Source organism: Bacillus sp. XF8 (assembly GCF_017498755.1).
Classification (GTDB): domain Bacteria; phylum Bacillota; class Bacilli; order Bacillales; family Bacillaceae_G; genus Bacillus_A; species Bacillus_A bingmayongensis.
Genome location: NZ_JAGDQK010000003.1, coordinates 38,128 through 62,197, shown reverse-complemented (window position 1 = coordinate 62,197; position 24,070 = coordinate 38,128). Strand labels below are relative to the sequence as shown.

Below are 24,070 nucleotides of genomic sequence, written 5' to 3'. Positions count from 1 at the left end.
TTATTTGGATATAAAAAGATAAATATGAATCCGTACAGTAGCTGGTTGTTACAGACATAGACTATAGCAGCGGAGAATAGGGGGAAGGCCTTTCGTGTTTTTAAAGAGATTAGAAATAGCAGGATTTAAATCCTTCGCGGAGCGTGTATCTGTTGATTTTGTTCCGGGTGTAACATCTGTAGTTGGTCCAAACGGAAGTGGAAAGAGTAATATTACTGATGCGATCCGCTGGGTACTTGGTGAACAATCTGCAAAATCATTACGCGGTGCGAAGATGGAGGATATTATTTTTGCAGGAAGTGATACGCGAAGAGCAGTTAATGTTGCGGAGGTAACATTAACCTTAAATAATGAAGATCAGCGTTTACCAATTGAGTATAATGAAGTGAGTGTTACGCGCCGTGTTTCCCGCTCAGGAGATAGTGACTTTTTTATTAACAAACAATCTTGTCGATTAAAAGATATTATTGATTTATTCATGGACTCTGGTATGGGGCGAGAAGCTTTCTCAATCATTAGCCAAGGGAAAGTAGAAGAAATTTTAAGCAGTAAATCTGAAGAGCGTCGCGGTGTATTTGAAGAAGCAGCAGGCGTATTAAAATATAAACTTCGTAAAAAGAAAGCTGAAGGGAAATTAGCAGAAACACAAGAAAACTTAAATCGTGTACAAGATATTATTCACGAATTAAGCAGTCAAGTAGAGCCACTCGAAAAACAAGCTTCTATTGCGAAAGACTATCTTGAGAAAAAAGAAGAACTAGAAAAAGTAGAGGCGGCTCTCATTGTATATGAAATTGAAGAATTACATGAAAAATGGGAAGCGCTTAGAAATCAGTTTGGACACAATAAAGATGAAGAAGTAAAAATGTCAACGCATTTACAAAAAAGTGAAGCAGAGCTCGAAGAATTACGCGGGCAATTGCAAGCGATTGATGAATCTGTAGATTCCTTGCAAGAAGTGCTCCTTCTTTCTAGTAAAGAGCTAGAAAAATTAGAAGGGCAGCGTGAATTATTAAAGGAACGAAAGCAAAATGCAACAACGCACTGCGCGCAGCTCGAGCAGTTAATTATTGAGTTGGCAGAAAAAGCCAAGGCTTACGATGGGGAAATCGAAACAAGTACAGAAGAACTCATGAAATTTGCAGATCAGGTAAAAGAGTTGGAACAGAAACTACATGAAAATGAGAAACTTCTTTCTACATATGCAGAAAACCTGGAAGAGCAAATTGAGCATTTAAAAGGTGATTATATTGAACTTTTAAATCAACAAGCAAGTAGCCGCAATGAATTATCTATGCTCGAGGAACAATTCAAACAACAAAATTCTAAAAATCAACGCCTTGATGAAGAAAATGAAAAGTATGTACAAATGCGTATGCAAATTACAGCTAAAAAGGGAAAAGTTGTAGAGAGTTATGAACAAGTAAAAGAGAAAGTGACAAGCGTTATTACAAATATACAAAAAACAGAAGCGGCGCTTGGAAAATGCAAGGCACAATATAGTGAAAATGAAACAAAATTGTATCAAGCGTATCAATTTGTTCAACAAGCTCGCTCTCGAAAAGAAATGCTGGAAGAGATGCAAGAAGATTATTCTGGATTTTATCAAGGTGTACGTGAAGTATTAAAAGCACGTGAAAGTAAACTTCATGGCATTGAAGGTGCGGTAGCTGAACTACTTACAGTACCGAAGGAATATGAAATTGCGATGGAGATTGCACTTGGTGCAGCAATGCAACACGTTGTTGTACAAACTGAAGAGCATGCTCGCAAGGCAATTGCCTTTTTGAAACAAAATCGCCATGGACGTGCAACGTTTTTACCGCAGGCAGTTATTAAGGGAAGATCTTTATCTTTTGAACAGCTAAGAATGGCAAAACAACATCCATCATTTGTAGGCGTTGCAGCAGAATTGGTACATTATAATAATAAATATGAAAACATAGTTTCAAATTTATTAGGAACGGTCGTTGTTGCGAAAGATTTAAGAGGTGCGAATGAGCTCGCAAAGCAATTGCAATATCGCTACCGTATTGTAACGATTGAAGGCGATGTTGTAAATCCAGGTGGTTCTATGACTGGTGGAGCTGTGAAGCAAGCTAAATCATCTTTATTAGGACGTCAGCGAGAATTAGAAGAGTGGAGCAAGAAACTTGCTGAAATGGAAGAAAAAACTTCTAAGCTAGAAAATTTTGTTAAAGCGTTAAAACAAGAAATTCAAGAAAAAGAAGTTAAGATAAAAGAATTACGTCAAGATGCGGAACAAGAGCGTGTAGATGAACAAAAATTAAAAGAAGAAATTAATCAGTTAGAGTTAGAAGAGCATCGCATTAATGATCGTTTATCTATCTATGATTTAGAAATAGAAGGATTTTTACAAGATCAAGTCAAAATGCAAGGGCGCAAAGAAGAGTTAGAAGGAATTTTAGCGAGCCTTCAAAAAGAAATTACAGAGCTGGATGAAAAAATTGCTGCTTTAACAAAGCAGAAAAGTGAGCAACATTCTTCGAAAGAAAAAGTTCAAACGGAGATGACGGAGCTGAAAGTACAAGCAGCAGAAAAGCAGCAACGTTTGTCTAATCAAAAAGAGAAAGTAGATCGTTTGACGAAAGAACAAGAAGAAACGCAGCGAACACTTGTAAAAACAAAAGAAGATTTAGCGTTCTTAAAGCAAGAAATGACATCAAATTCAAGCGGTGAAGAGCAAATTACCAATATGATTGAAAAGAAAGCACACGATCGAAATCAAACATCGGAATTAATTAGTTCCCGTCGTGAGCAACGTCTGGCCCTACAAGAACGAGTAGAACATATAGAGCGTGAAGTTAAAGAGACGAAAGGGCGATATAAATATGTTCTCGAGATTTTAAAAGATCAAGAAGTGAAAATCAATCGTCTTGATGTTGAATTAGAAAATAGATTGCAACATTTACGCGAAACGTATACTATTTCATTTGAAGCAGCAAAACTGAAATATACAATGACGATGCCTGCAGAGGATGCGCGTAAAAAGGTGAAACTAATTAAATTATCCATTGAAGAGCTTGGAACAGTGAATTTAGGAGCAATCGATGAATATGAACGTGTAGCCGAAAGACATACATTCTTGCTAGAGCAACGGGATGATTTGGAAGAGGCGAAGACGACACTGCACCAAGTTATAACGGAAATGGATGAAGAAATGAAAAAACGGTTTTCTACTACATTCCAAGCGATCCGAACAGAGTTCCAATCTGTATTTTGTGAATTATTTGGAGGCGGAAGAGCAGATTTAGTAATGACGAATCCGCAAGATTTATTAAATACAGGCATTGATATTGTAGCGCAGCCACCAGGTAAGAAATTGCAAAATTTAGGTTTATTGTCAGGTGGAGAACGTGCTTTAACTGCAATTGCATTGCTATTTGGTATTTTAAAAGTACGACCTGTTCCGTTCTGCGTACTAGATGAGGTAGAGGCTGCTCTTGATGAAGCGAATGTAGCTCGTTTCGCGCAGTATTTGAAGAAATTTAGTGATGAAACGCAGTTTATTGTTATTACACACCGAAAAGGTACAATGGAAGAGTCCGATGTACTATATGGGGTAACGATGCAAGAATCAGGTGTATCTAAGCTTGTTTCCGTTCGTTTAGGTGATGGGGAAGAAGAGCTTGTTACAAGTGAGTAGGAAGGATGAGAAGAATGAGTTTCTTTAAAAAATTAAAAGAAAAGATTTCACAGCAAACAGATACTGTAACTGAAAAGTTTAAGCAAGGGTTAGAAAAAACAAGAAATTCATTTGCGGATAAAGTAAATGATTTAGTGTATCGCTATCGTAAAGTCGATGAGGATTTCTTTGAGGAATTAGAAGAAATTTTAATTGGGGCAGATGTTGGTGTTGCAACAGTAATGGAGCTTATTGATCAGCTGAAGGAAGAAGTACAACGCCGCAATATTCAAGATCCGAAAGAAGTACAAGCTGTTATTTCGGAAAAATTAGTAGGGATTTACAAAGGTGAAGAAGACTTCAGTAATGAACTTAACATGCAACAAGACCAATTAACTGTTATTTTATTTGTTGGTGTTAACGGTGTTGGCAAAACAACAACAATTGGTAAAATAGCTCATAAGTTTAAAACAGAAGGTAAGTCTGTCTTATTAGCAGCAGGGGATACGTTCCGTGCAGGAGCAATTGAACAGTTAGAAGTATGGGGCGACCGTGTTGGTGTGGAAGTTATTAAGCAAGGATCGGGTTCTGACCCAGCAGCTGTTATGTATGACGCTGTACAAGCTGCAAAGGCTCGTAAAGTAGATGTACTATTATGTGATACAGCAGGACGTTTGCAAAATAAAGTAAACTTAATGAAAGAGCTAGAGAAGGTGAAACGTGTTATTGAACGCGAAGTTCCCGGTGCTCCTCATGAAGTGTTACTTGTTATTGATGCGACAACAGGACAAAATGGTTTAAGCCAAGCGAAAACATTCCGCGAAGCAACAAATGTGACAGGTATTGTTCTAACAAAATTAGACGGAACTGCTAAAGGTGGTATCGTATTAGCGATTCGTAATGAGATGGACGTACCTGTAAAATTCGTTGGTCTTGGAGAGCAAATGGACGACTTGCAGCAATTTGATCCAGAACAGTATGTATACGGTTTGTTTGCGAACTTAGTAGAAAAAGAAGAAGTATAAAGTGAAAGAAGCGGTGTTTCCGCTTCTTTTTTATAAAAAATATATCATGTTAAGAAAAAAACTTGACACTCTTTTATACTCCATGTAAACTAATTCATGTAAAGGGAAATCACTTAACAAAGGATGATCCAACATGCTCGAAAAAACAACGAGAATGAATTATTTATTTGATTTTTATCAATCGTTGTTAACGCAAAAACAAAGAAGTTATATGTCGCTTTATTATTTAGATGATTTATCTCTTGGTGAAATTGCGGAAGAATTTGATGTAAGTCGCCAAGCCGTGTATGATAACATTAAACGGACTGAAGCGATGCTTGAAGAATATGAAGAAAAATTAGTATTACTTCAAAAGTTTCAAGAGCGACAGCGACTTGTTGCAAAGCTAAAACAGCTAATCAGCGAAGAAGAGCATGTGAATGAAGAAATGAAACAAGTTGTTGAAGCTATCGAAAAATTAGATTAGGAGGGCGGCAATATGGCATTTGAAGGATTAGCCGACCGACTTCAACAGACGATGCAAAAAATCCGCGGCAAAGGAAAAGTTTCTGAAGCCGATGTAAAAGAAATGATGAGAGAAGTTCGTCTTGCTCTTTTAGAAGCGGATGTTAACTTTAAAGTAGTAAAAGATTTTGTAAAGCGTGTGTCTGAGCGTGCTGTCGGACAAGATGTAATGAAAAGTTTGACACCTGGGCAACAAGTAATTAAAGTTGTACAGGAAGAACTGACAGAGCTTATGGGCGGAGAGCAAAGTAAAATTGCTGTCGCTAATAAGCCTCCAACTGTTATTATGATGGTTGGACTTCAAGGGGCAGGTAAAACAACGACAACAGGTAAACTTGCGAATTTGCTTCGTAAAAAGCATAATCGTAAACCGATGCTTGTTGCGGCAGATATTTACCGTCCAGCAGCGATTAAACAGCTTGAAACATTAGGGAAGCAATTGGACATGCCTGTTTTCTCATTAGGAGATCAAGTAAGTCCTGTTGAAATTGCGAAACAAGCGATTGCAAAAGCAAAAGAAGATCATCATGATTATGTTTTAATCGATACAGCAGGTCGTCTGCATATTGATGAAGAACTAATGGATGAATTAGCGAAAGTGAAAGAAGTTGCGAAACCGGATGAAATTTTCCTAGTTGTCGATGCGATGACAGGACAAGATGCGGTCAATGTTGCACAAAGCTTCCATGAACAGTTAGGTTTAACAGGTGTTGTTTTAACGAAATTAGATGGCGATACGCGCGGTGGTGCAGCATTATCTATTAAAGCAGTAACGAATACACCAATTAAATTTGCTGGTATGGGTGAGAAGTTAGATGCAATTGAAGCATTCCATCCTGAACGTATGGCATCCCGTATTTTAGGTATGGGTGATGTTCTAACATTAATTGAAAAAGCGCAAGCTACAGTTGATGAAGAAAAAGCAAAAGAACTTGAGCAAAAAATGCGTACGCTTTCGTTTACGTTAGATGATTTCCTTGAGCAACTTGGACAAGTGCGTCAACTTGGACCGCTTGATGAATTGCTAGGGATGCTTCCTGGTGCAAATAAAATTAAAGGGCTGAAAAATGCACAAGTTGATGAAAAACAAATTGGGCATATTGAGGCAATTATTCGTTCTATGACAATCCTAGAGCGAGAACAACCGGAAATAATCAATGCTAGTCGTAAAAAACGTATTGCCAAAGGTAGCGGTACAACCGTACAAGAAATCAATCGTCTACTGAAACAGTTTGAAGATATGAAAAAAATGATGAAGACGATGACGGGCATGCAAAAAGGTAAGAAAAAAGGACTAGGTGGATTGAAGTTTCCATTTATGTAAGGAAAAAAAGATGGCTCTGTTAAGAAAAAATACTTTACAAAGCAATAGTCTTTTTGCTAATATAATTATCTGTGTGAAATAAATTCGGAGGTGCTTTATAAATGGCAGTTAAAATTCGTTTAAAACGTATGGGAGCTAAAAAGACTCCTTTCTATCGTGTAGTTGTTGCAGATTCTCGTTCTCCTCGTGACGGACGTTTCATCGAGGAAATCGGTACTTACAATCCAGTTGCTCAACCAGCTGAAGTGAAAATCGACGAAGAAGCAGCATTAAAATGGTTAGGAAACGGTGCGAAACCATCTGATACAGTTCGTAATCTTTTCTCTAACCAAGGTATCATGGAGAAATTCCACTTATCTAAACAAGGTAAGTAATTGAGGCAATGGCTATGAAAGGGTTAATCGAAACGATCGTCAAGCCTCTTGTAGATCATCCTGAAGATGTAAAGGTTACACAGGAACTTTGCAACGGAGAGATAAAATATCGATTAACTGTACATCCTGAGGATGTTGGGAAAGTCATTGGAAAGCAAGGGCGAGTTGCAAAAGCAATTCGAATGCTCTTGTATTCAGTGGGACATCATAATCATGAAAAAGTTACACTGGAAATTCAATAAATATTAAAAGGGCGAGGATCTGTTCCTCTCCCTTTTTTAACATTTTAAGAGAAAATGCATGTTCCATATATACAATGGAGATGCTTAAAATATATAGAAAACAGGGGTGACATGCTGTTTATGACAAAATGGTTTAACGTAGGGAAAATTGTAAATACTCATGGTGTTAGAGGAGAAATCCGTGTCATTTCTCGTACTGATTTTCCAGAAGAACGATATAAGGTAGGAAATACGTTATACATATGGAACGATAAAGGAACAGAATCGCTTCCGGTAAAAATCACTTCTCATCGTCAGCATAAAACATTTGATTTATTGACATTCGAAGGATATAACAATGTAGATGAAGTAGAGAAGTTTAAAGGTTCTCTATTAAAGGTGCCAGAAGATCAATTAGGTGAACTTGCTGAAGGTGAGTATTATTACCATGAAATTATTGGTTGTAAAGTTGTAACAGAGGATGGCGAAGCGTTAGGTACGATAAAAGAGATTCTATCTCCTGGTGCAAATGATGTATGGGTAATTAAACGTCCGAAAGGGCAAGATCTTTTAATTCCGTACATTGATGATGTTGTACTGCAAGTTAACATCGAAAATAAACTAGTAACCATTCATGTGATGGAAGGATTGCTATAATGAAAATTGATATTTTAACATTATTTCCAGATATGTTCACTGGTGTGTTTGGATCTTCGATTTTAAAAAAAGCGCAAGAAAAAGAAGCAGTTAAGCTTCGGGTTGTAAATTTCCGTGATTATACGACAAGTAAGCATAACAGTGTAGATGATTACCCATATGGTGGCGGGGCGGGTATGGTATTAACCCCGCAACCTATTTTTGATGCTGTAGAAGAACTTACAAAAGAGACAGAGCGTAAACCGAGGGTCGTACTAATGTGTCCGCAAGGGGAGCGTTTTACACAGAAAAAGGCGGAAGAGCTCGCTAGGGAAGAACATGTGATTTTTGTGTGTGGTCATTATGAAGGATATGATGAGCGAATTCGTGAGCACCTTGTAACGGATGAAATTTCTATTGGTGACTATGTGTTAACGGGTGGAGAATTAGCATCCATGGTTGTTACAGACAGTGTTGTACGTCTTTTGCCAGGAGTGCTAGGTAATCAAAATTCTCAGGTGGAGGATTCTTTTAGTACAGGTTTATTAGAACATCCGCATTACACGCGTCCTGCTGATTTTCGAGGTATGAAAGTACCAGATGTATTAATGTCAGGTAATCATAAGCATATTGAAGAATGGCGCCATAAGGAATCATTGCGCCGCACATATACACGTAGACCAGATTTACTTGAAGAACGTGAGTTATCCAAGCAAGAAGAAAAGTGGCTTGAGCAGATTAAAGGAGAACAATAACAACTTCATATATTTTCTATTGCAACAGGCCTAGCAATATGCTATTATAACATTTGTGCTACTGAAATCAGTGGCCGTATTAACGATGTTCCGCTGTAATTTATTAAAGACTTTATAAGAGCATCTGTTTAAAGGAGAGAATTGAATATGCAACAATTAATCGCAGAAATTACAAAAGGCCAATTAAAAACTGACCTACCTTCATTCCGTCCTGGTGACACTTTACGTGTACACGTAAAAGTAGTTGAGGGTACTCGTGAGAGAATTCAGCTTTTTGAAGGTGTTGTAATTAAACGTCGTGGTGGCGGAATTAGTGAAACGTTCACAGTTCGTAAGATTTCTTACGGTGTAGGTGTTGAGCGTACATTCCCAATCCACACACCAAGAATCGCGAAAATCGAAGTACTTCGCCGTGGTAAAGTACGTCGTGCTAAGTTATACTACTTACGTAACCTTCGCGGTAAAGCAGCACGTATTAAAGAAATTCGATAAGACATGTATGGGAGCTTGTAAATGCACAAGCTCCCTTTTTCCAATCTATATGAAATTTTGATATAATACGGGCAGCTTACATAATTGTGGAGGGGAAATGCATGAAGAAAGAGAAGAGTTCGCTTTGGGAATGGATAAAAGCAATTTTGATTGCTGTTGTGTTGGCTGGTGTCATTAGACAGTTTTTCTTTGCACCAATTCTTGTAGATGGTGTATCAATGTCACCGACGCTGCATGACCGTAATCGAATGATTGTCAATAAGATTGGCTATCACATTGGAGAACCGAAGCATTTTGACATAATCGTATTCCGAGCAACAGAAGAGAAAGATTATATTAAACGTGTTATCGGCTTACCAGGCGATGAGATTGAGTATCGTAATGATAAACTCTATATTAACGGAAAACCTTATAAGGAACCGTATTTAGACAAGCAGAAAAAACAACTTGCTGATGGACCGCTTACATATGATTTCAAACTTGAAGAAATTACAGGTAAAAAAACAGTTCCAAAAGGTCAATTATTTGTGCTAGGTGACAATCGTCGTTTTAGTAAAGATAGTCGTACAATTGGTACGATTTCGATGGACCAAGTAATTGGAAAAGCGAATATGTTATATTGGCCATTAGAAGATGCACGTATTGTGAAATAAATGAAAAAAAGAAGGTGGCAACATGGCAATTCAATGGTTTCCAGGGCATATGGCAAAAGCGAGACGCCAAGTAACAGAAAAGTTAAAGTTAATCGATGTTGTAATTGAACTTGTAGACGCTCGTTTACCTTTATCTTCCCGAAATCCGATGATTGATGAAATTATTACACATAAACCGAGATTGGTCGTTTTAAATAAAGCTGATATGGCTGATGATCGCTTAACGAAGCAATGGATCGCTTATTTTGAAGAAAAAGGTCATAAAGCGATTTCGATTAATGCGCAAGCTGGACAAGGTATGAAAGAAATTACAGCTGCATGTAAAGTGCTTGTAAAAGAAAAGTTCGATAAAATGATCGCAAAAGGGATTAAGCCGAGAGCGATTCGTGCATTAATCGTTGGGATTCCGAACGTCGGGAAATCTACGTTAATTAATAAATTAGCAAAGAAAAACATCGCGAAAACAGGTGATCGCCCAGGTGTTACAACAGCTCAGCAGTGGATTAAAGTAGGTAAGGAAATGGAGTTGTTAGACACACCGGGTATTTTATGGCCGAAATTTGAAGATGAATTAGTAGGACTTCGTCTTGCAACGACTGGTGCGATTAAAGATTCTATTTTAAACTTACAAGATGTTGCTGTATATGCACTTCGCTTTATGGAAAAACAATATCCAGAGCGATTAAAAGAACGTTATAAACTAAGTGAAATACCAGAAGATATTGTTGAATTATTTGATGCGATTGGCAAGAATAGAGGCTGTCTAATGGGTGGCGGAATGATTGATTATGATAAGACGTCAGAACTTGTTCTTCGTGAACTTCGTGGTGGTAAACTTGGAAAAATGACATTTGAAACGCCGGATGAATTTGTAGAAGAGGTATAAGACGTACGTTTGTACGTCTTTTCTTTTTGGTTATTTTTAAAAAAGGAGTGTACACAAAATGCAAAAATTAACAATTCAAGAAGTAGAGTGTTTATTGCAAGAAATTTTGGCCGAAGAAGATGAACGCTTTCAAATGTTAATAAAAGATGAGCGAAAAGGCGTTGAAAAGTTAATTGTGAAATGGCATAAACAGAAAGAGCAGGCGCAAAAAGAAAGAGAGCAATTTTTAGAGATGTCTAGATATGAACAAGCATTACGTGGACAGGGACTATTATATATTGCTGGAATTGATGAAGTAGGAAGGGGGCCGTTAGCTGGGCCTGTTGTTACAGCTGCTGTTGTCCTTCCAAAAGATTTCTATATACCAGGGCTAAATGACTCTAAAAAGCTAAGTGAAGCGAAACGTGAGCGTTTCTATGATGAAATTAAAGAAAAAGCAGTAGCAATTGGTGTTGGAATTGTATCGCCGCAGGTTATTGATGAGATAAATATTTATCAAGCAACGAAACGAGCAATGTTAGATGCAATTGCAAATTTATCATGTACACCAGAGCATTTATTAATTGATGCAATGAAACTTCCTACCCAAATTCCGCAAACGTCCATTATTAAAGGAGATGCAAAAAGTATTTCTATCTCAGCTGCATCTATTATTGCGAAAGTCACGCGTGATCGTATGATGAAGGAACTAGGTAAGGAACATCCTGAATATGGTTTTGAACAGCACATGGGTTATGGAACAAAGCAACATTTACAAGCGATTGAGACGTATGGCGTATTAGAAGAACACCGAAAAACATTTGCACCAATTAAAGATATGATTCAAAAATAAGCTGTGAATCCACAGCTTATTTTTTTATTTTGGCATATTAACATTACTATTTTCAAAAAAGAATAAAGCGATTTCAGTTTTCTGACACTTTATTGTAGACAGCGTGGCAATCATTTTATACAATGGCAATGTAGTGTTTTTTAAACATTAAAAAACTTTTTGAGTAAAACAGGGGAGGATGGGACCATGAATATCCATGAGTATCAAGGTAAGGCAGTCCTTAGAAGCTATGGGGTTAGCGTTCCGAACGGGAAGGTTGCCTTTACAGTAGAAGAAGCTGTAGAAGCAGCGAAAGAATTAGGAACAGATGTATGTGTAGTAAAAGCGCAAATTCACGCTGGTGGACGCGGCAAAGCTGGTGGTGTAAAAGTTGCGAAAAATTTAGAAGAAGTTCGTACATATGCGGAAAGTATTTTAGGTACTACGCTTGTTACGCATCAAACAGGTCCTGAAGGTAAGGAAGTAAAACGCTTACTTATCGAAGAAGGTTGCGATATTAAAAAAGAATATTATGTAGGTCTAGTTTTAGACCGTGCGACTTCTCAAGTTGTTCTAATGGCTTCTGAAGAAGGTGGAACAGAAATTGAAGAAGTAGCAGAAAAAACACCAGAAAAAATCTTTAAAGAATATATTGATCCAGCAGTAGGTCTGCAAGGCTTCCAAGCACGCCGCATTGCATTTAACATCAATATTCCAAAAGAGCTTGTTGGACAAGCAGTGAAGTTTATGATGGGCTTATATCGTGCTTATATCGAAAAAGATTGTTCTATTGCAGAAATCAACCCACTTGTTACAACAGGTGACGGGAAAGTTATGGCATTAGATGCAAAATTAAACTTCGATTCTAATGCATTATATCGTCATAAAGATATTTTAGAACTTCGTGATCTTGAAGAAGAAGATCCAAAGGAAATCGAAGCATCTAAATATGACTTAAACTATATTCCTTTAGATGGAAATATTGGTTGTATGGTTAATGGCGCAGGATTAGCAATGGCAACAATGGATATCATTAAACATTACCATGGTGATCCGGCTAACTTCTTAGATGTTGGTGGCGGTGCTACAGCTGAAAAAGTTACAGAAGCGTTCAAAATTATCCTTTCTGACAAAAATGTAAAAGGTATTTTCGTTAACATTTTTGGTGGCATTATGAAATGTGATGTAATCGCAGAAGGTGTTATTGAAGCAACGAAACAAGTAGGCCTTGAATTACCACTTGTTGTTCGTCTTGAAGGTACAAATGTAGAATTAGGTAAGAAGATTTTAAATGAGTCTGGTTTAAATATCGTTGCAGCAGAATCTATGGCAGACGGTGCACAAAAAATTGTATCACTAGTGGGCTAATAGAAAGCGGGGGAGAAAAATGAGTGTATTAGTTAATAAAGATACAAAAGTTATTGTACAAGGTATTACTGGTTCACAAGGTTTATTCCATACAAAACAAATGATTGAATATGGTACGAAAATTGTCGGTGGTGTAACACCTGGTAAAGGCGGCACTGAAATTGAAGGCGTACCTGTCTTTAATACAGTAGAAGATGCTGTAAAAGCAACGGGCGCAAACGCTTCAGTTGTGTACGTTCCACCTGCTTTTGCGGCTGATGCAATTATGGAAGCTGTTGATGCAGAGATTGACTTAGTAGTATGTATTACAGAAGGAATCCCTGTATTAGATATGGTTAAAGTTAAGAAATATATGGCAGGTAAACAGACACGTTTACTTGGACCAAACTGTCCGGGTGTAATTACACCTGATGAATGTAAGATTGGTATTATGCCAGGATATATTCATAAAAAAGGTCATGTAGGTATTGTATCTCGATCTGGTACATTAACATATGAAGCTGTACATCAATTAACACAAGAAGGCATCGGTCAATCAACTGCTGTAGGTATCGGTGGTGACCCTGTTAATGGTACAGACTTTATTGATGCGTTAAAAGCATTTAATGAAGATGAGGAAACACATGCCGTTATTATGATTGGCGAAATTGGCGGAACAGCAGAAGAAGAAGCTGCTGAGTGGGTAAAAGCAAATATGACAAAACCTGTTGTTGGGTTTATCGGTGGTCAAACAGCGCCTGCAGGGAAACGTATGGGCCATGCTGGTGCCATTATTTCTGGCGGAAAAGGTACAGCTGCTGAAAAAATTAAAACAATGGAAGCTTGTGGTATCAAAGTTGCTGAAACGCCAGCTGTTATGGGTGAAACTTTAATCTCTGTTTTAAAAGAAAAGGGATTATTTGAAACTTGTAAAAACTATTAATCTTTTTGAAAGACACCTTCATGCTAGAGGGTGTCTTTTTACATTTTTTCTGTTTACATAATAAAAATTATGGGTAAGGAGAATGGTTATGAAAAAGGAACGATTGCTCCATCTTCATTATGTGTTAGCGGATCATTGGAAAGCATTAGCTCGCTTACTGCATATGGATCCAGAGATCAAGAAACTGTGTAGTTTTAGCTCGGTGGAATTCGAAAAATATGCTGGATTAACTCCAAAAAAATCTTCTGAATTAGTTAGCTTCTTACAAACATATACCCCATCACAATGTACACGTCATTTAGAAAAAAATCGTATTTTTCACGTCACAATATGGGATGATGATTATCCGGAATTATTACGTGAAATACCAGATCCGCCTTTCGTTTTATATGGAAAAGGAAAGAGAGAATTATTAGGAAAAATAAATAAAATTGCAGTAGTTGGAACAAGAAAACCTTCTTTATATGGGAAAGGAAGCATACAATCTATTTTACAACCGCTAATAGATAAAGAATGGTTAATTGTAAGCGGCTTTGCAAGTGGAATTGATACGATTGCTCACCAAATCGCAGTGCAGCAACATAGTTCCACTATTGCTGTCTTAGGGCATGGCCTACAGTATATGTATCCGAAAGAAAATGGTCATTTTTATAAAATGTGGGATAATAATGTACTGTTATTAACAGAATATCCACCTCATTACCCTCCTAAAAAATGGTATTTCCCGAAGCGAAATCGAATTATAAGTGGTCTTTGTAAAGGGGTTTTAGTAGTGGAAGCAAAATCAAAAAGCGGCTCGCTTATTACAGCAGATCTCGCTTTAGAACAAAATAGAGAGGTATTTGCTCTTCCAGGTCCTATTTTTACGGAAAGTGCAGCAGGAACAAATCAACTCATAAAGCAAGGGGCAAAACTTGTTCAGAAAGCAGAGGATATTCTCGAAGAATTTTTAAATTAACCTTATATTTTTATGTTTTTATTAAACAATTATTGACAAATGGTAGATTGGCACTGTATGTTATACTCATTCTTGATTGACAAAAACAAGAGAAATCAATAAGATTAATGAAGACTTGAATCCACCTCTTAAGGAGGCACTAGCATGTCAGATTACCTCGTAATCGTGGAGTCGCCTTCTAAGGCGAAAACCATTGAGAAATATTTAGGGAAAAAATACAAAGTCGTCGCGTCTATGGGACATGTTCGCGATTTACCTAAAAGCCAAATGGGGATAGAAGTAAAGAACAACTTCACCCCGAAGTATATTACCATTCGTGGTAAAGGTCCTGTTTTAAAAGATTTAAAATCAGCAGCAAAAAAAGCAAAAAAAGTTTATCTCGCAGCCGATCCAGACCGCGAAGGAGAAGCGATTGCTTGGCATTTAGCGAATACGTTAAATGTAGATGTTGAATCAGATTGCCGGGTTGTATTTAATGAAATTACAAAAGATGCAATTAAAGAGTCATTTAAACATCCTCGTGCAATTAATATGGATTTAGTAGACGCGCAACAAGCAAGACGAATACTTGATCGCCTTGTTGGTTATAATATTAGTCCTTTATTATGGAAGAAAGTCAAAAAAGGATTAAGTGCAGGACGTGTACAATCTGTAGCGGTTCGTTTAATTATTGATCGTGAAAAAGAAATTCAAAGCTTTATTCCGGAAGAGTTCTGGACAATTAAAACAGAATTTGTAAAAGGAAAAGACACATTTGAAGCATCTTTTTACGGTGTAAACGGAGAAAAGGTTCAATTAACAAATGAAGCGCAAGTAAAAGACATAATTGAAACAATGAAAGACAATGCGTTTTCAGTTGAAAATGTAACGAAAAAAGAGCGAAAACGTAATCCTGCATTACCATTTACAACGTCTTCTTTACAGCAAGAAGCTGCACGTAAATTAAATATGCGAGCGAAGAAAACAATGATGCTTGCACAGCAGCTATACGAAGGAATAGATATTGGTAAACAGGGAACTGTAGGTCTTATTACGTATATGAGAACAGACTCAACGCGTATTTCAGAAACAGCTCAAGAAGAAGCACGTTCTTACATTACTGAAGCGTTTGGTTCGGAATACATAGGAACAGAGAAGAAGAAGGAAACGAAAAAAGCAAATGCACAAGACGCGCATGAGGCAATTCGTCCAACTTCTGTGATGAGAAAGCCAGAGGAGCTGAAAAGTTTCTTAAGTCGTGATCAACATCGTTTATACAAATTGATTTGGGAGCGATTTGTTGCAAGTCAAATGGCATCTGCTATAATGGATACTGTTACAGCTAGACTCATTAATAATAACGTTCAATTCCGTGCAAGTGGCTCAGTAGTGAAATTTCCAGGGTTTATGAAAGTTTATGTAGAATCGAAAGATGATGGTGCGGAAGAAAAAGATAAAATGCTGCCTCCTTTAGAAATAGGAGAGACCGTATTTTCAAAAGATGTGGAGCCAAAGCAGCACTTTACGCAGCCACCACCACGTTATACAGAGGCCCGTTTAGTTAGGACACTTGAAGAGCTTGGAATTGGGAGACCGTCTACTTACGTACCGACACTTGAAACGATTCAAAAGCGAGGGTATGTTGCATTAGACAATAAACGCTTTGTTCCTACTGAACTTGGAGAAATTGTAATTGAACTTATTTTAGAGTTTTTCCCAGAAATTATTAACATTGAATTTACGGCCAATATGGAGCAAAACCTTGATGAAGTAGAAGAGGGAAAAGCAAATTGGGTAAAAATTGTTGATGATTTCTACGTAGGCTTTGAACCCCGCTTAGAAAAAGCGGAAAAGGAGATGCGTGAAGTCGAGATTAAAGATGAGCCAGCTGGGGAAGATTGTGAATTATGTGGTCACCCGATGGTCTTTAAAATGGGCAAATACGGGAAGTTTATGGCTTGTTCTAATTTCCCTGATTGTCGTAATACAAAACCGATTGTGAAAGAAATCGGTGTAACTTGTCCGAAATGTGATAAAGGACAAATTATTGAACGCCGAAGCAATAAAAAGAAACGTCTTTTCTATGGATGTGGCACGTATCCAGAATGCGACTTTGTATCTTGGGATAAACCGATTGGTCGGAAGTGTCCGAAATGTGAAGGCATGCTCGTAGAGAAGAAGTTGAAAAAAGGCGTTCAGGTACAATGTATTTCTTGTGATTATGAAGAAGAACAACAAATGTGAGCGTAACTGCTCACATTTTTTTCGGGATAGAAAAGGAAAGGTGATAAATACATGACAACACAAGTAGTAAACGTCATTGGTGCAGGTCTTGCAGGAAGTGAAGCAGCTTACCAAATTGCAAAACGTGGTGTCCAAGTAAAATTATATGAAATGAGACCAGTAAGACAAACGCCGGCTCATCATACAGATAAATTTGCTGAGTTAGTATGTAGTAACTCACTTCGTGCAAATACATTAACAAACGCTGTTGGGGTTATTAAAGAAGAAATGCGCCGAATGGACTCTGTTATTATTCGTGCAGCTGATGAGTGTTCTGTACCAGCAGGAGGAGCTTTAGCTGTAGACCGTCATGAGTTCGCAGCAAAGGTAACTGAATATGTGAAGAATCATCCGAACGTAACTGTAATGAATGAAGAGATTACAGAAATCCCAGAAGGACCAACTGTTATTGCAACAGGTCCACTTACATCTCCAAATCTTTCTGCACAGCTAAAAGAGTTAACGGGTGAAGATTATTTTTATTTCTATGATGCAGCTGCACCAATTGTGGAAAAAGACAGCATCGATATGAACAAAGTATATTTAAAATCTCGTTATGATAAGGGCGAAGCGGCATATTTAAACTGCCCAATGACAGAAGAAGAGTTCGACCGTTTTTATGATGCTTTAATTGCTGCAGAGACAGTGCCATTAAAAGAATTTGAGAAAGAAGTATTCTTTGAAGGATGTATGCCTGTAGAAGTAATGGCAAGCCGTGGTAGACAGACATTGTTATTTGGACCGATGAAACCAGTGGGGCTAGAGGATCCGAAAACAGGAAAAACACCATACGCTGTTGTTCAATTACGCCAAGACGATGCAGCAGGAACGTTATACAATATTGTTGGGTTCCAAACACATTTAAAGTGGGGACCTCAAAAAGAAGTATTACAATTAATTCCTGGACTGGAAAATGCAGAAATTGTACGCTATGGTGTCATGCATCGCAATACGTTTATTAATTCACCGAAATTACTTCGTCCAACATACCAATATAAACATCGTGATGATTTATTCTTTGCGGGGCAAATGACAGGTGTTGAAGGATATGTAGAATCGGCTGCTTCAGGACTATTAGCGGGGATTAATGCAGCGCGCCTTGTAAAAGAAGAAGAGCCTGTTGTATTGCCACCAGTAACTGCAATGGGAAGTATGGCGAATTATATTACTGCAACAAACGCGAAAAACTTCCAACCGATGAATGCAAACTTTGGTTTATTTGCACCGTTAGAAAAGAAAATTAAAAAGAAACAAGAGCGAAATGAAGCATACGCAACACGCGCTTTAGAAACAATTCAAAATTTTGTAAATATTTAGTTAAATTTCTTGCAAAGGCTACTGAGTTGTGATACGATTTAGTAGCCTTTATTGAGGTGAGTTGTGTGAATGTGAAGAAATTGTTACAATTATTCGTTGGATATTTACAAATTGAAAGAAATTATTCAAAATATACAATTGCGAGTTATCAAAATGATTTAGAACATTTTGTGCAATTTATGGAGCGAGAAGGTATATCCTCTTTTTTAGATGTTACATACGTAGATGTTCGTTTGTATTTAACGACGTTACACGATGAAAAGCTAGCCCGTAAATCTGTCGCGAGAAAAGTATCAAGTTTACGAAGTTTATATCGTTTTCTGATGCGTGAAGGATATCGAGAAGATAATCCGTTTGCACTTGCGTCACTCCCCAAAAAAGAATGGTCAATCCCAAAGTTTTTGTACGTTGAAGAATTAGAGAAATTGTTTGAAGTTTCTGATACAGGAACGCCACTTGGTCAAAGGAATCAAGCTTTATTAGAGCTTATGTATGCAACAGGGATCCGTGTGAGTGAATGTGTAAGTTTACAACTTGCTGATATTGATTTTTCAGTAGGGACGATTCTAGTGACGGGAAAAGGCAAAAAACAAAGGTACGTTCCATTCGGAAGTTATGCGCAAGATGCTTTAACTACTTATATAGAAAACGGGAGAAAACAGTTAGCTAAAAAAACGGAGGAACACTCTCAAATGGTGTTTTTAAATGCAAAGGGTACGCCGTTAACAGATCGAGGTGTGCGTTATATTTTAAATGAGCTCATTAAGAAAGCTTCTCTTACAATGCGAATAAGTCCGCATATGTTAAGGCATACATTTGCTACACATATGTTAGATGAAGGTGCAGATTTACGAACTGTACAGGAGTTACTGGGTCATGAAAATTTATCAACGACACAAATTTATACGCATGTTTCAAAAGAAAGATTGCGTTCTGTTTACATGAAGCATCACCCGCGGGCATAAATTGCTTTTAAAGCTATAAAAACATAAAAAGGAGTTTTTTCTATGGGAAATTTCCACGCTACAACGATATTTGCCATTCACCATAATGGAGAGTGTGCTATGGCTGGCGACGGACAAGTGACATTTGGTAATGCTGTTGTGATGAAGCATACAGCACGCAAAGTTCGAAAGCTATTTCAAGGGAAGGTGTTAGCTGGATTTGCAGGTTCCGTTGCGGATGCGTTTACTCTTTTTGAAATGTTTGAAGGGAAATTAGAAGAGTATAATGGAAACCTACAACGTGCTGCAGTTGAAATGGCGAAACAATGGCGTGGTGATAAAATGCTACGTCAATTGGAAGCGATGTTAATCGTTATGGATCAAACAACGTTACTGCTTGTTTCAGGAACAGGAGAAGTAATAGAACCGGATGATGGCATTTTAGCAATCGGTTCAGGTGGACATTATGCGCTTGCAGCTGGTCGAGCTTTAAAGCAACATGCAAGTGAACATTTAACAGCAAAAGCAATTGCGAAAGCAAGTTTAGAAATTGCTGGTGACATTTGTGTGTATACAAATCACAACATTATTGTGGAAGAATTGTAGAATCGTAAGGGAGGCATTTTATATGCATTTACATTTTACTCCGCGTCAAATTGTAGAAAAATTGGATCAATATATTATTGGTCAAAAAGATGCGAAAAAAGCGGTTGCAGTAGCACTTAGAAATCGATATCGTCGCAGTAAACTAGCAGAAGATTTACGCGATGAAATTGCTCCAAAGAACATTTTAATGATTGGACCGACAGGGGTCGGAAAGACAGAGGTAGCACGACGAATGGCGAGGCTCGTTGGGGCACCTTTTATTAAGGTTGAGGCGACGAAATTCACAGAAGTTGGATATGTCGGCCGGGATGTAGAATCTATGGTGCGTGACCTTGTAGAAACTTCAGTTCGTATTGTAAAAGAAGAAATGGTTGTAAAGGTTAAAGATAAAGCTGAGGAGCAAGCGAATCAACGGCTTGTTGAAATTTTGGTACCGAGTCCACAAAAACAATCTGGATTCAAAAATCCGTTAGAGATGTTATTTGGTGGAAATCAAAATGCGAATCAGACATCTGAAACACAAGATGACACAGAAATTGAAAAGAATCGCCGAGAAGTTGAAAAGAAACTTGCTGCCGGTTTACTTGAAGAAGAGATTGTATCGATTGAAGTGACGGAACAACAGTCTTCTATGTTCGATATGTTGCAAGGAACTGGTATGGAACAAATGGGGATGAATTTCCAAGATGCATTAGGAAGTTTTATGCCGAAAAAAACGAAAAAACGCAAACTTTCTGTAAAAGAAGCAAGAAAAGTCTTGACAAATGAGGAAGCACAGCGCTTAATTGATATGGATGAAGTTACACAAGAGGCTGTTTATCGTGCTGAACAGCTCGGGATTATTTTTATTGATGAAATTGACAAAATTGCTGGTAAGCAGTCGAATAGCGTGGACGTATCGCGTGAAGGTGTACAGCGTGACATTTTGCCAATTGTAGAAGGATCGAACGTTGCAACGAAATATGGATCGGTGAAAACAGATTATATTTTATTTATTGCGGCTGGTGCCTTCCATATGTCCAAACCGTCTGATTTGATCCCAGAACTGCAAGGGAGATTCCCAATCCGAGTGGAATTAACAAAATTATCGGTTGATGATTTTGTTAAAATTCTTGTAGAACCTGATAATGCTTTAGTGAAACAATATATAGCATTGTTAGCAACTGAGGGTATAGAAATTGAATTTTCTGACGATGCTATTCGTAAGATTGCTGAGATTGCTTATCAAGTTAATCAAGATACGGATAATATTGGAGCGAGAAGACTTCATACCATTATGGAGAAACTTCTTGAAGATTTATCGTTTGAAGCATCTGAAATTACGTTAGAGAAAATAACGATAACACCTCAATATGTAGAGGAAAAATTAGCAACGATTGCTAAAAATAAAGATGTGAGCCAGTTTATTTTGTAATAGTGTCATCAGGTGACTCGCCCTAGTTTCCAAGTGATGAAAAAATATGTGAGTAACATGTAGGAGGAACTTTAGAAATGGAATTATTAGCAAAAACGAGAAAATTAAATGCGTTATTACAGAGCGCAGCAGGCAAGCCTGTTAACTTTAGAGAAATGTCAGATACAATGTGTGAAGTAATTGAAGCAAACGTATTCGTTGTAAGTCGTCGTGGTAAATTATTAGGATATGCAATTCACCAACAAATCGAGAACGAGCGTATGAAACAAATGCTTGCAGAGCGCCAATTCCCAGAAGAGTATACACAAAGCTTATTTAATATTACAGAAACATCTTCAAACTTAGATGTAAATAGTGCATATACAGCATTCCCTGTAGAAAACAAAGAATTATTCGGTCAAGGTTTAACTACAATCGTACCAATCGTTGGTGGCGGTGAGCGTCTAGGTACACTAGTGTTAGCTCGTCTTGGTCAAGAATTCTTAGATGATGATTTAATTCTTGCTGAATACAGCTCAACTGTAGTAGGTATGGAAATCTTACGTGAAAAAGCGGAAGAAATCGAAGAAGAAGCGCGTAGTAAAGCGGTTGTTCAAATGGCAATTAGCTCGTTATCATACAGTGAGCTAGAAGCAATTGAGCACATCTTCGAAGAATTAAACGGAACAGAAGGTTTACTTGTTGCAAGTAAAATCGCTGATCGCGTTGGAATTACTCGTTCTGTAATCGTAAACGCACTTCGTAAATTAGAAAGTGCAGGAGTTATTGAGTCTCGTTCTTTAGGGATGAAAGGAACATATATTAAAGTATTAAACGACAAGTTTTTACATGAACTTGCTAAATTAAAAACAAACTAATTTTTAAGGAAAGCTCTTCTCGTATGAGGAGAGCTTTTTGTATTTTTTGAGAGATTTATTGTGATTTAACGTGCGGGAAATTTTAGTTTTCTTCATTGGACAAGGTTGCTTAAAGTAGAAAAAGAGTGGTAATACTGGAACTGAAGCAGGGGAGAAAGAAGAGTAAAATCATAATCAAAAAGAAAGTTTTACATTGTTCGCATTTTCGACTTGATTGTAATATTTCATTATGATATAGTAAGCAGTGGTGTCAGTACAAAGTACACACGTTTACTGATTTAAGTGTTGGTGCTACGCTTGTAGTTTCGCTTAGAGATGAAGTAAACGGAGGATATCAAAAACCATTTAGGAGGAACTAAATTATGTCAGTAATTTCTATGAAGCAATTGCTTGAAGCTGGTGTTCATTTCGGACATCAAACTCGTCGTTGGAACCCAAAAATGAAACGTTACATTTTCACAGAGCGTAACGGTATCTACATCATCGACTTACAAAAAACTGTGAAAAAAGTTGAAGAAGCTTTCAACGTAATGCGTAACATCGCTGCTGAAGGTGGCGACATTTTATTCGTAGGTACAAAAAAACAAGCACAAGAAGCTATTAAAGAAGAAGCAACTCGTGCTGGTATGTACTTCGTTAACCAACGTTGGTTAGGTGGAACGTTAACAAACTTCCAAACAATCCAAAAGCGTATCAAGCGTCTTAAAGACATCGAAAGAATGCAAGAAGATGGTACATTCGATGTACTTCCTAAGAAAGAAGTTGTTCAACTTAAAAAAGAGTTAGAGCGTCTTGAAAAATTCTTAGGCGGTATTAAAGATATGAAAGGTCTTCCAAGTGCATTATTCGTAGTAGACCCTCGTAAAGAGCGTATCGCAGTTGCTGAAGCACGCAAATTAAACATTCCAATCATCGGTATCGTTGATACAAACTGTGATCCAGACGAGATCGATCACGTAATCCCAGCAAACGATGATGCAATTCGTGCTGTAAAACTTCTTACATCTAAAATGGCAGACGCGATCCTTGAAGCAAAACAAGGTGAAGAAACTGTTACTGCGTAACAAATTTGGAAAGGTGATAAGGGGTTCGGCCTTTTATCACCTTTTTTAAGGTATAAATACATATTTTAGGAGGATGAAAAGTATGGCAATTACTGCACAAATGGTAAAAGAACTTCGCGAAAAAACTGGCGCAGGTATGATGGACTGCAAAAAAGCTTTAACAGAAATGAATGGCGACATGGAGAAAGCAATTGATTTCTTACGTGAAAAAGGTATTGCGAAAGCTGCGAAAAAAGCAGACCGCATTGCTGCTGAAGGTTTAACATACATCGAAACACAAGGTAACGATGCTTTAATCTTAGAATTAAACTCTGAAACTGATTTCGTTGCGAAAAACGAAGGTTTCCAAGCTTTAACAAAAGAATTAGCTGCTCACTTATTAGCTAACAAGCCTGCAACTGTTGAAGAAGCTATGACTCAAACAATTGCAAACGGTAAAACAGTAGAAGAACACATTAACGAAGCAATCGCTAAAATCGGTGAAAAACTTACACTTCGTCGTTTCGAAATCGTAACAAAAACTGATGCAGATGCATTCGGCGCTTACCTACATATGGGTGGACGTATTGGTGTAGTAACAGTTCTTGAAGGTTCTACTGATGAAGCAGCTGCTAAAGACGTAGCAATGCACGTTGCAGCAGTTAACCCTAAATACATCGACCGCGATGCTGTAACAGCTGAAGAAGTTGAGCATGAGCGTCAAGTATTAACACAACAAGCTTTAAACGAAGGCAAGCCTGAAAAAATCGTTGCTAAAATGGTTGAAGGTCGCCTAGGTAAATTCTTCGAAGAAATTTGTTTACTTGACCAAGCATTCGTTAAAAACCCTGATATGAAAGTTCGTCAGTTCGTTGAGTCTAAAGGCGGAACGGTAAAAGGATTCGTTCGCTACGCTGTTGGTGAAGGTATCGAGAAGCGTGAAGACAACTTTGCTGAAGAAGTAATGAACCAAGTAAAAGGTAACAACTAATACAGATTAGGGAACACATTGTGTTCCCTTTTTTAAAATAAAGATGTAAGCAATTGGAGGT

General features: G+C 37.6%; 23 protein-coding genes. All 23 read left to right on the top strand.

The window, feature by feature from the left end:
- Positions 1–94 precede the first annotated feature (94 nt).
- The 23 genes from smc to tsf all read left to right on the top strand — a co-directional run bounded on the left by smc (position 95) and on the right by tsf (position 24,009).
- Positions 95–3,667 (top strand): chromosome segregation protein SMC, encoded by a 3,573-nt coding sequence (gene smc / locus J4P91_RS03515; RefSeq protein ID WP_207992974.1) that lies wholly within the window; start codon positions 95–97, stop codon positions 3,665–3,667.
- A 14-nt stretch (positions 3,668–3,681) separates the two neighbouring features.
- Positions 3,682–4,671, top strand: coding sequence for a signal recognition particle-docking protein FtsY (ftsY, locus tag J4P91_RS03510; RefSeq protein WP_207992973.1), 990 nt, complete (start codon positions 3,682–3,684; stop codon positions 4,669–4,671).
- A gap of 133 nt (positions 4,672–4,804) precedes the next feature.
- Complete coding sequence (locus tag J4P91_RS03505) at positions 4,805–5,137, top strand: putative DNA-binding protein (protein WP_000891062.1); 333 nt, start codon at positions 4,805–4,807, stop codon at positions 5,135–5,137.
- Between the two features lie 12 nt (positions 5,138–5,149).
- Entirely contained in the window at positions 5,150–6,499 is a 1,350-nt protein-coding gene (gene ffh, locus J4P91_RS03500; RefSeq protein ID WP_174101815.1) for a signal recognition particle protein, read from the top strand.
- 101 nt (positions 6,500–6,600) lie between these two features.
- Positions 6,601–6,873: a 30S ribosomal protein S16 gene (rpsP, locus tag J4P91_RS03495; RefSeq protein ID WP_000268748.1), complete on the top strand. Its 273-nt coding sequence runs from the start codon at positions 6,601–6,603 to the stop codon at positions 6,871–6,873.
- A gap of 14 nt (positions 6,874–6,887) precedes the next feature.
- A complete protein-coding gene (locus J4P91_RS03490; protein WP_017151241.1) occupies positions 6,888–7,115 on the top strand; it encodes a KH domain-containing protein in 228 nt (75 codons plus the stop codon).
- A gap of 120 nt (positions 7,116–7,235) precedes the next feature.
- Positions 7,236–7,751, top strand: coding sequence for a ribosome maturation factor RimM (rimM, locus tag J4P91_RS03485; protein ID WP_207992972.1), 516 nt, complete (start codon positions 7,236–7,238; stop codon positions 7,749–7,751).
- Entirely contained in the window at positions 7,751–8,485 is a 735-nt protein-coding gene (gene trmD, locus J4P91_RS03480) for a tRNA (guanosine(37)-N1)-methyltransferase TrmD (RefSeq protein WP_017151243.1), read from the top strand. The genes rimM and trmD overlap by 1 nt, the downstream gene beginning before the upstream one ends.
- A gap of 147 nt (positions 8,486–8,632) precedes the next feature.
- The gene (rplS, locus tag J4P91_RS03475) at positions 8,633–8,977 is read left to right on the top strand and encodes a 50S ribosomal protein L19 (RefSeq protein WP_017151244.1); all 345 of its coding nucleotides are present in this window, start codon (positions 8,633–8,635) and stop codon (positions 8,975–8,977) included.
- A gap of 101 nt (positions 8,978–9,078) precedes the next feature.
- On the top strand, positions 9,079–9,630 hold the full coding sequence (gene lepB, locus J4P91_RS03470) for a signal peptidase I (RefSeq protein WP_207992971.1): 552 nt from the start codon (positions 9,079–9,081) through the stop codon (positions 9,628–9,630).
- 22 nt (positions 9,631–9,652) lie between these two features.
- Positions 9,653–10,516 (top strand): ribosome biogenesis GTPase YlqF, encoded by an 864-nt coding sequence (gene ylqF, locus J4P91_RS03465; RefSeq protein WP_017151246.1) that lies wholly within the window; start codon positions 9,653–9,655, stop codon positions 10,514–10,516.
- 58 nt (positions 10,517–10,574) lie between these two features.
- On the top strand, positions 10,575–11,348 hold the full coding sequence (locus J4P91_RS03460) for a ribonuclease HII (protein WP_207992970.1): 774 nt from the start codon (positions 10,575–10,577) through the stop codon (positions 11,346–11,348).
- A 186-nt stretch (positions 11,349–11,534) separates the two neighbouring features.
- Positions 11,535–12,695, top strand: a complete 1,161-nt coding sequence (sucC, locus tag J4P91_RS03455) for an ADP-forming succinate--CoA ligase subunit beta (protein WP_016115965.1) — start codon at positions 11,535–11,537, stop codon at positions 12,693–12,695.
- Between the two features lie 19 nt (positions 12,696–12,714).
- The gene (sucD, locus tag J4P91_RS03450; protein ID WP_017151248.1) at positions 12,715–13,617 is read left to right on the top strand and encodes a succinate--CoA ligase subunit alpha; all 903 of its coding nucleotides are present in this window, start codon (positions 12,715–12,717) and stop codon (positions 13,615–13,617) included.
- 88 nt (positions 13,618–13,705) lie between these two features.
- Positions 13,706–14,575, top strand: a complete 870-nt coding sequence (gene dprA / locus J4P91_RS03445) for a DNA-processing protein DprA (RefSeq protein WP_017151249.1) — start codon at positions 13,706–13,708, stop codon at positions 14,573–14,575.
- 144 nt (positions 14,576–14,719) lie between these two features.
- Positions 14,720–16,798 carry a type I DNA topoisomerase gene (gene topA / locus J4P91_RS03440; protein WP_017151250.1) on the top strand — a complete coding sequence of 693 codons (2,079 nt, stop codon included), beginning with the start codon at positions 14,720–14,722 and terminating at the stop codon, positions 16,796–16,798.
- Between the two features lie 51 nt (positions 16,799–16,849).
- Entirely contained in the window at positions 16,850–18,154 is a 1,305-nt protein-coding gene (gene trmFO / locus J4P91_RS03435; protein WP_017151251.1) for an FADH(2)-oxidizing methylenetetrahydrofolate--tRNA-(uracil(54)-C(5))-methyltransferase TrmFO, read from the top strand.
- Between the two features lie 65 nt (positions 18,155–18,219).
- Entirely contained in the window at positions 18,220–19,119 is a 900-nt protein-coding gene (xerC, locus tag J4P91_RS03430) for a tyrosine recombinase XerC (RefSeq protein ID WP_017151252.1), read from the top strand.
- 42 nt (positions 19,120–19,161) lie between these two features.
- Entirely contained in the window at positions 19,162–19,704 is a 543-nt protein-coding gene (gene hslV, locus J4P91_RS03425) for an ATP-dependent protease proteolytic subunit HslV (RefSeq protein WP_003199482.1), read from the top strand.
- Between the two features lie 22 nt (positions 19,705–19,726).
- Positions 19,727–21,118, top strand: a complete 1,392-nt coding sequence (gene hslU / locus J4P91_RS03420; protein WP_207992969.1) for an ATP-dependent protease ATPase subunit HslU — start codon at positions 19,727–19,729, stop codon at positions 21,116–21,118.
- Between the two features lie 77 nt (positions 21,119–21,195).
- On the top strand, positions 21,196–21,975 hold the full coding sequence (gene codY / locus J4P91_RS03415; protein WP_000421288.1) for a GTP-sensing pleiotropic transcriptional regulator CodY: 780 nt from the start codon (positions 21,196–21,198) through the stop codon (positions 21,973–21,975).
- 362 nt (positions 21,976–22,337) lie between these two features.
- Positions 22,338–23,039, top strand: a complete 702-nt coding sequence (rpsB, locus tag J4P91_RS03410) for a 30S ribosomal protein S2 (protein WP_012094919.1) — start codon at positions 22,338–22,340, stop codon at positions 23,037–23,039.
- 82 nt (positions 23,040–23,121) lie between these two features.
- Entirely contained in the window at positions 23,122–24,009 is an 888-nt protein-coding gene (gene tsf, locus J4P91_RS03405) for a translation elongation factor Ts (RefSeq protein WP_017151254.1), read from the top strand.
- The last annotated feature ends 61 nt before the right edge of the window (positions 24,010–24,070 follow it).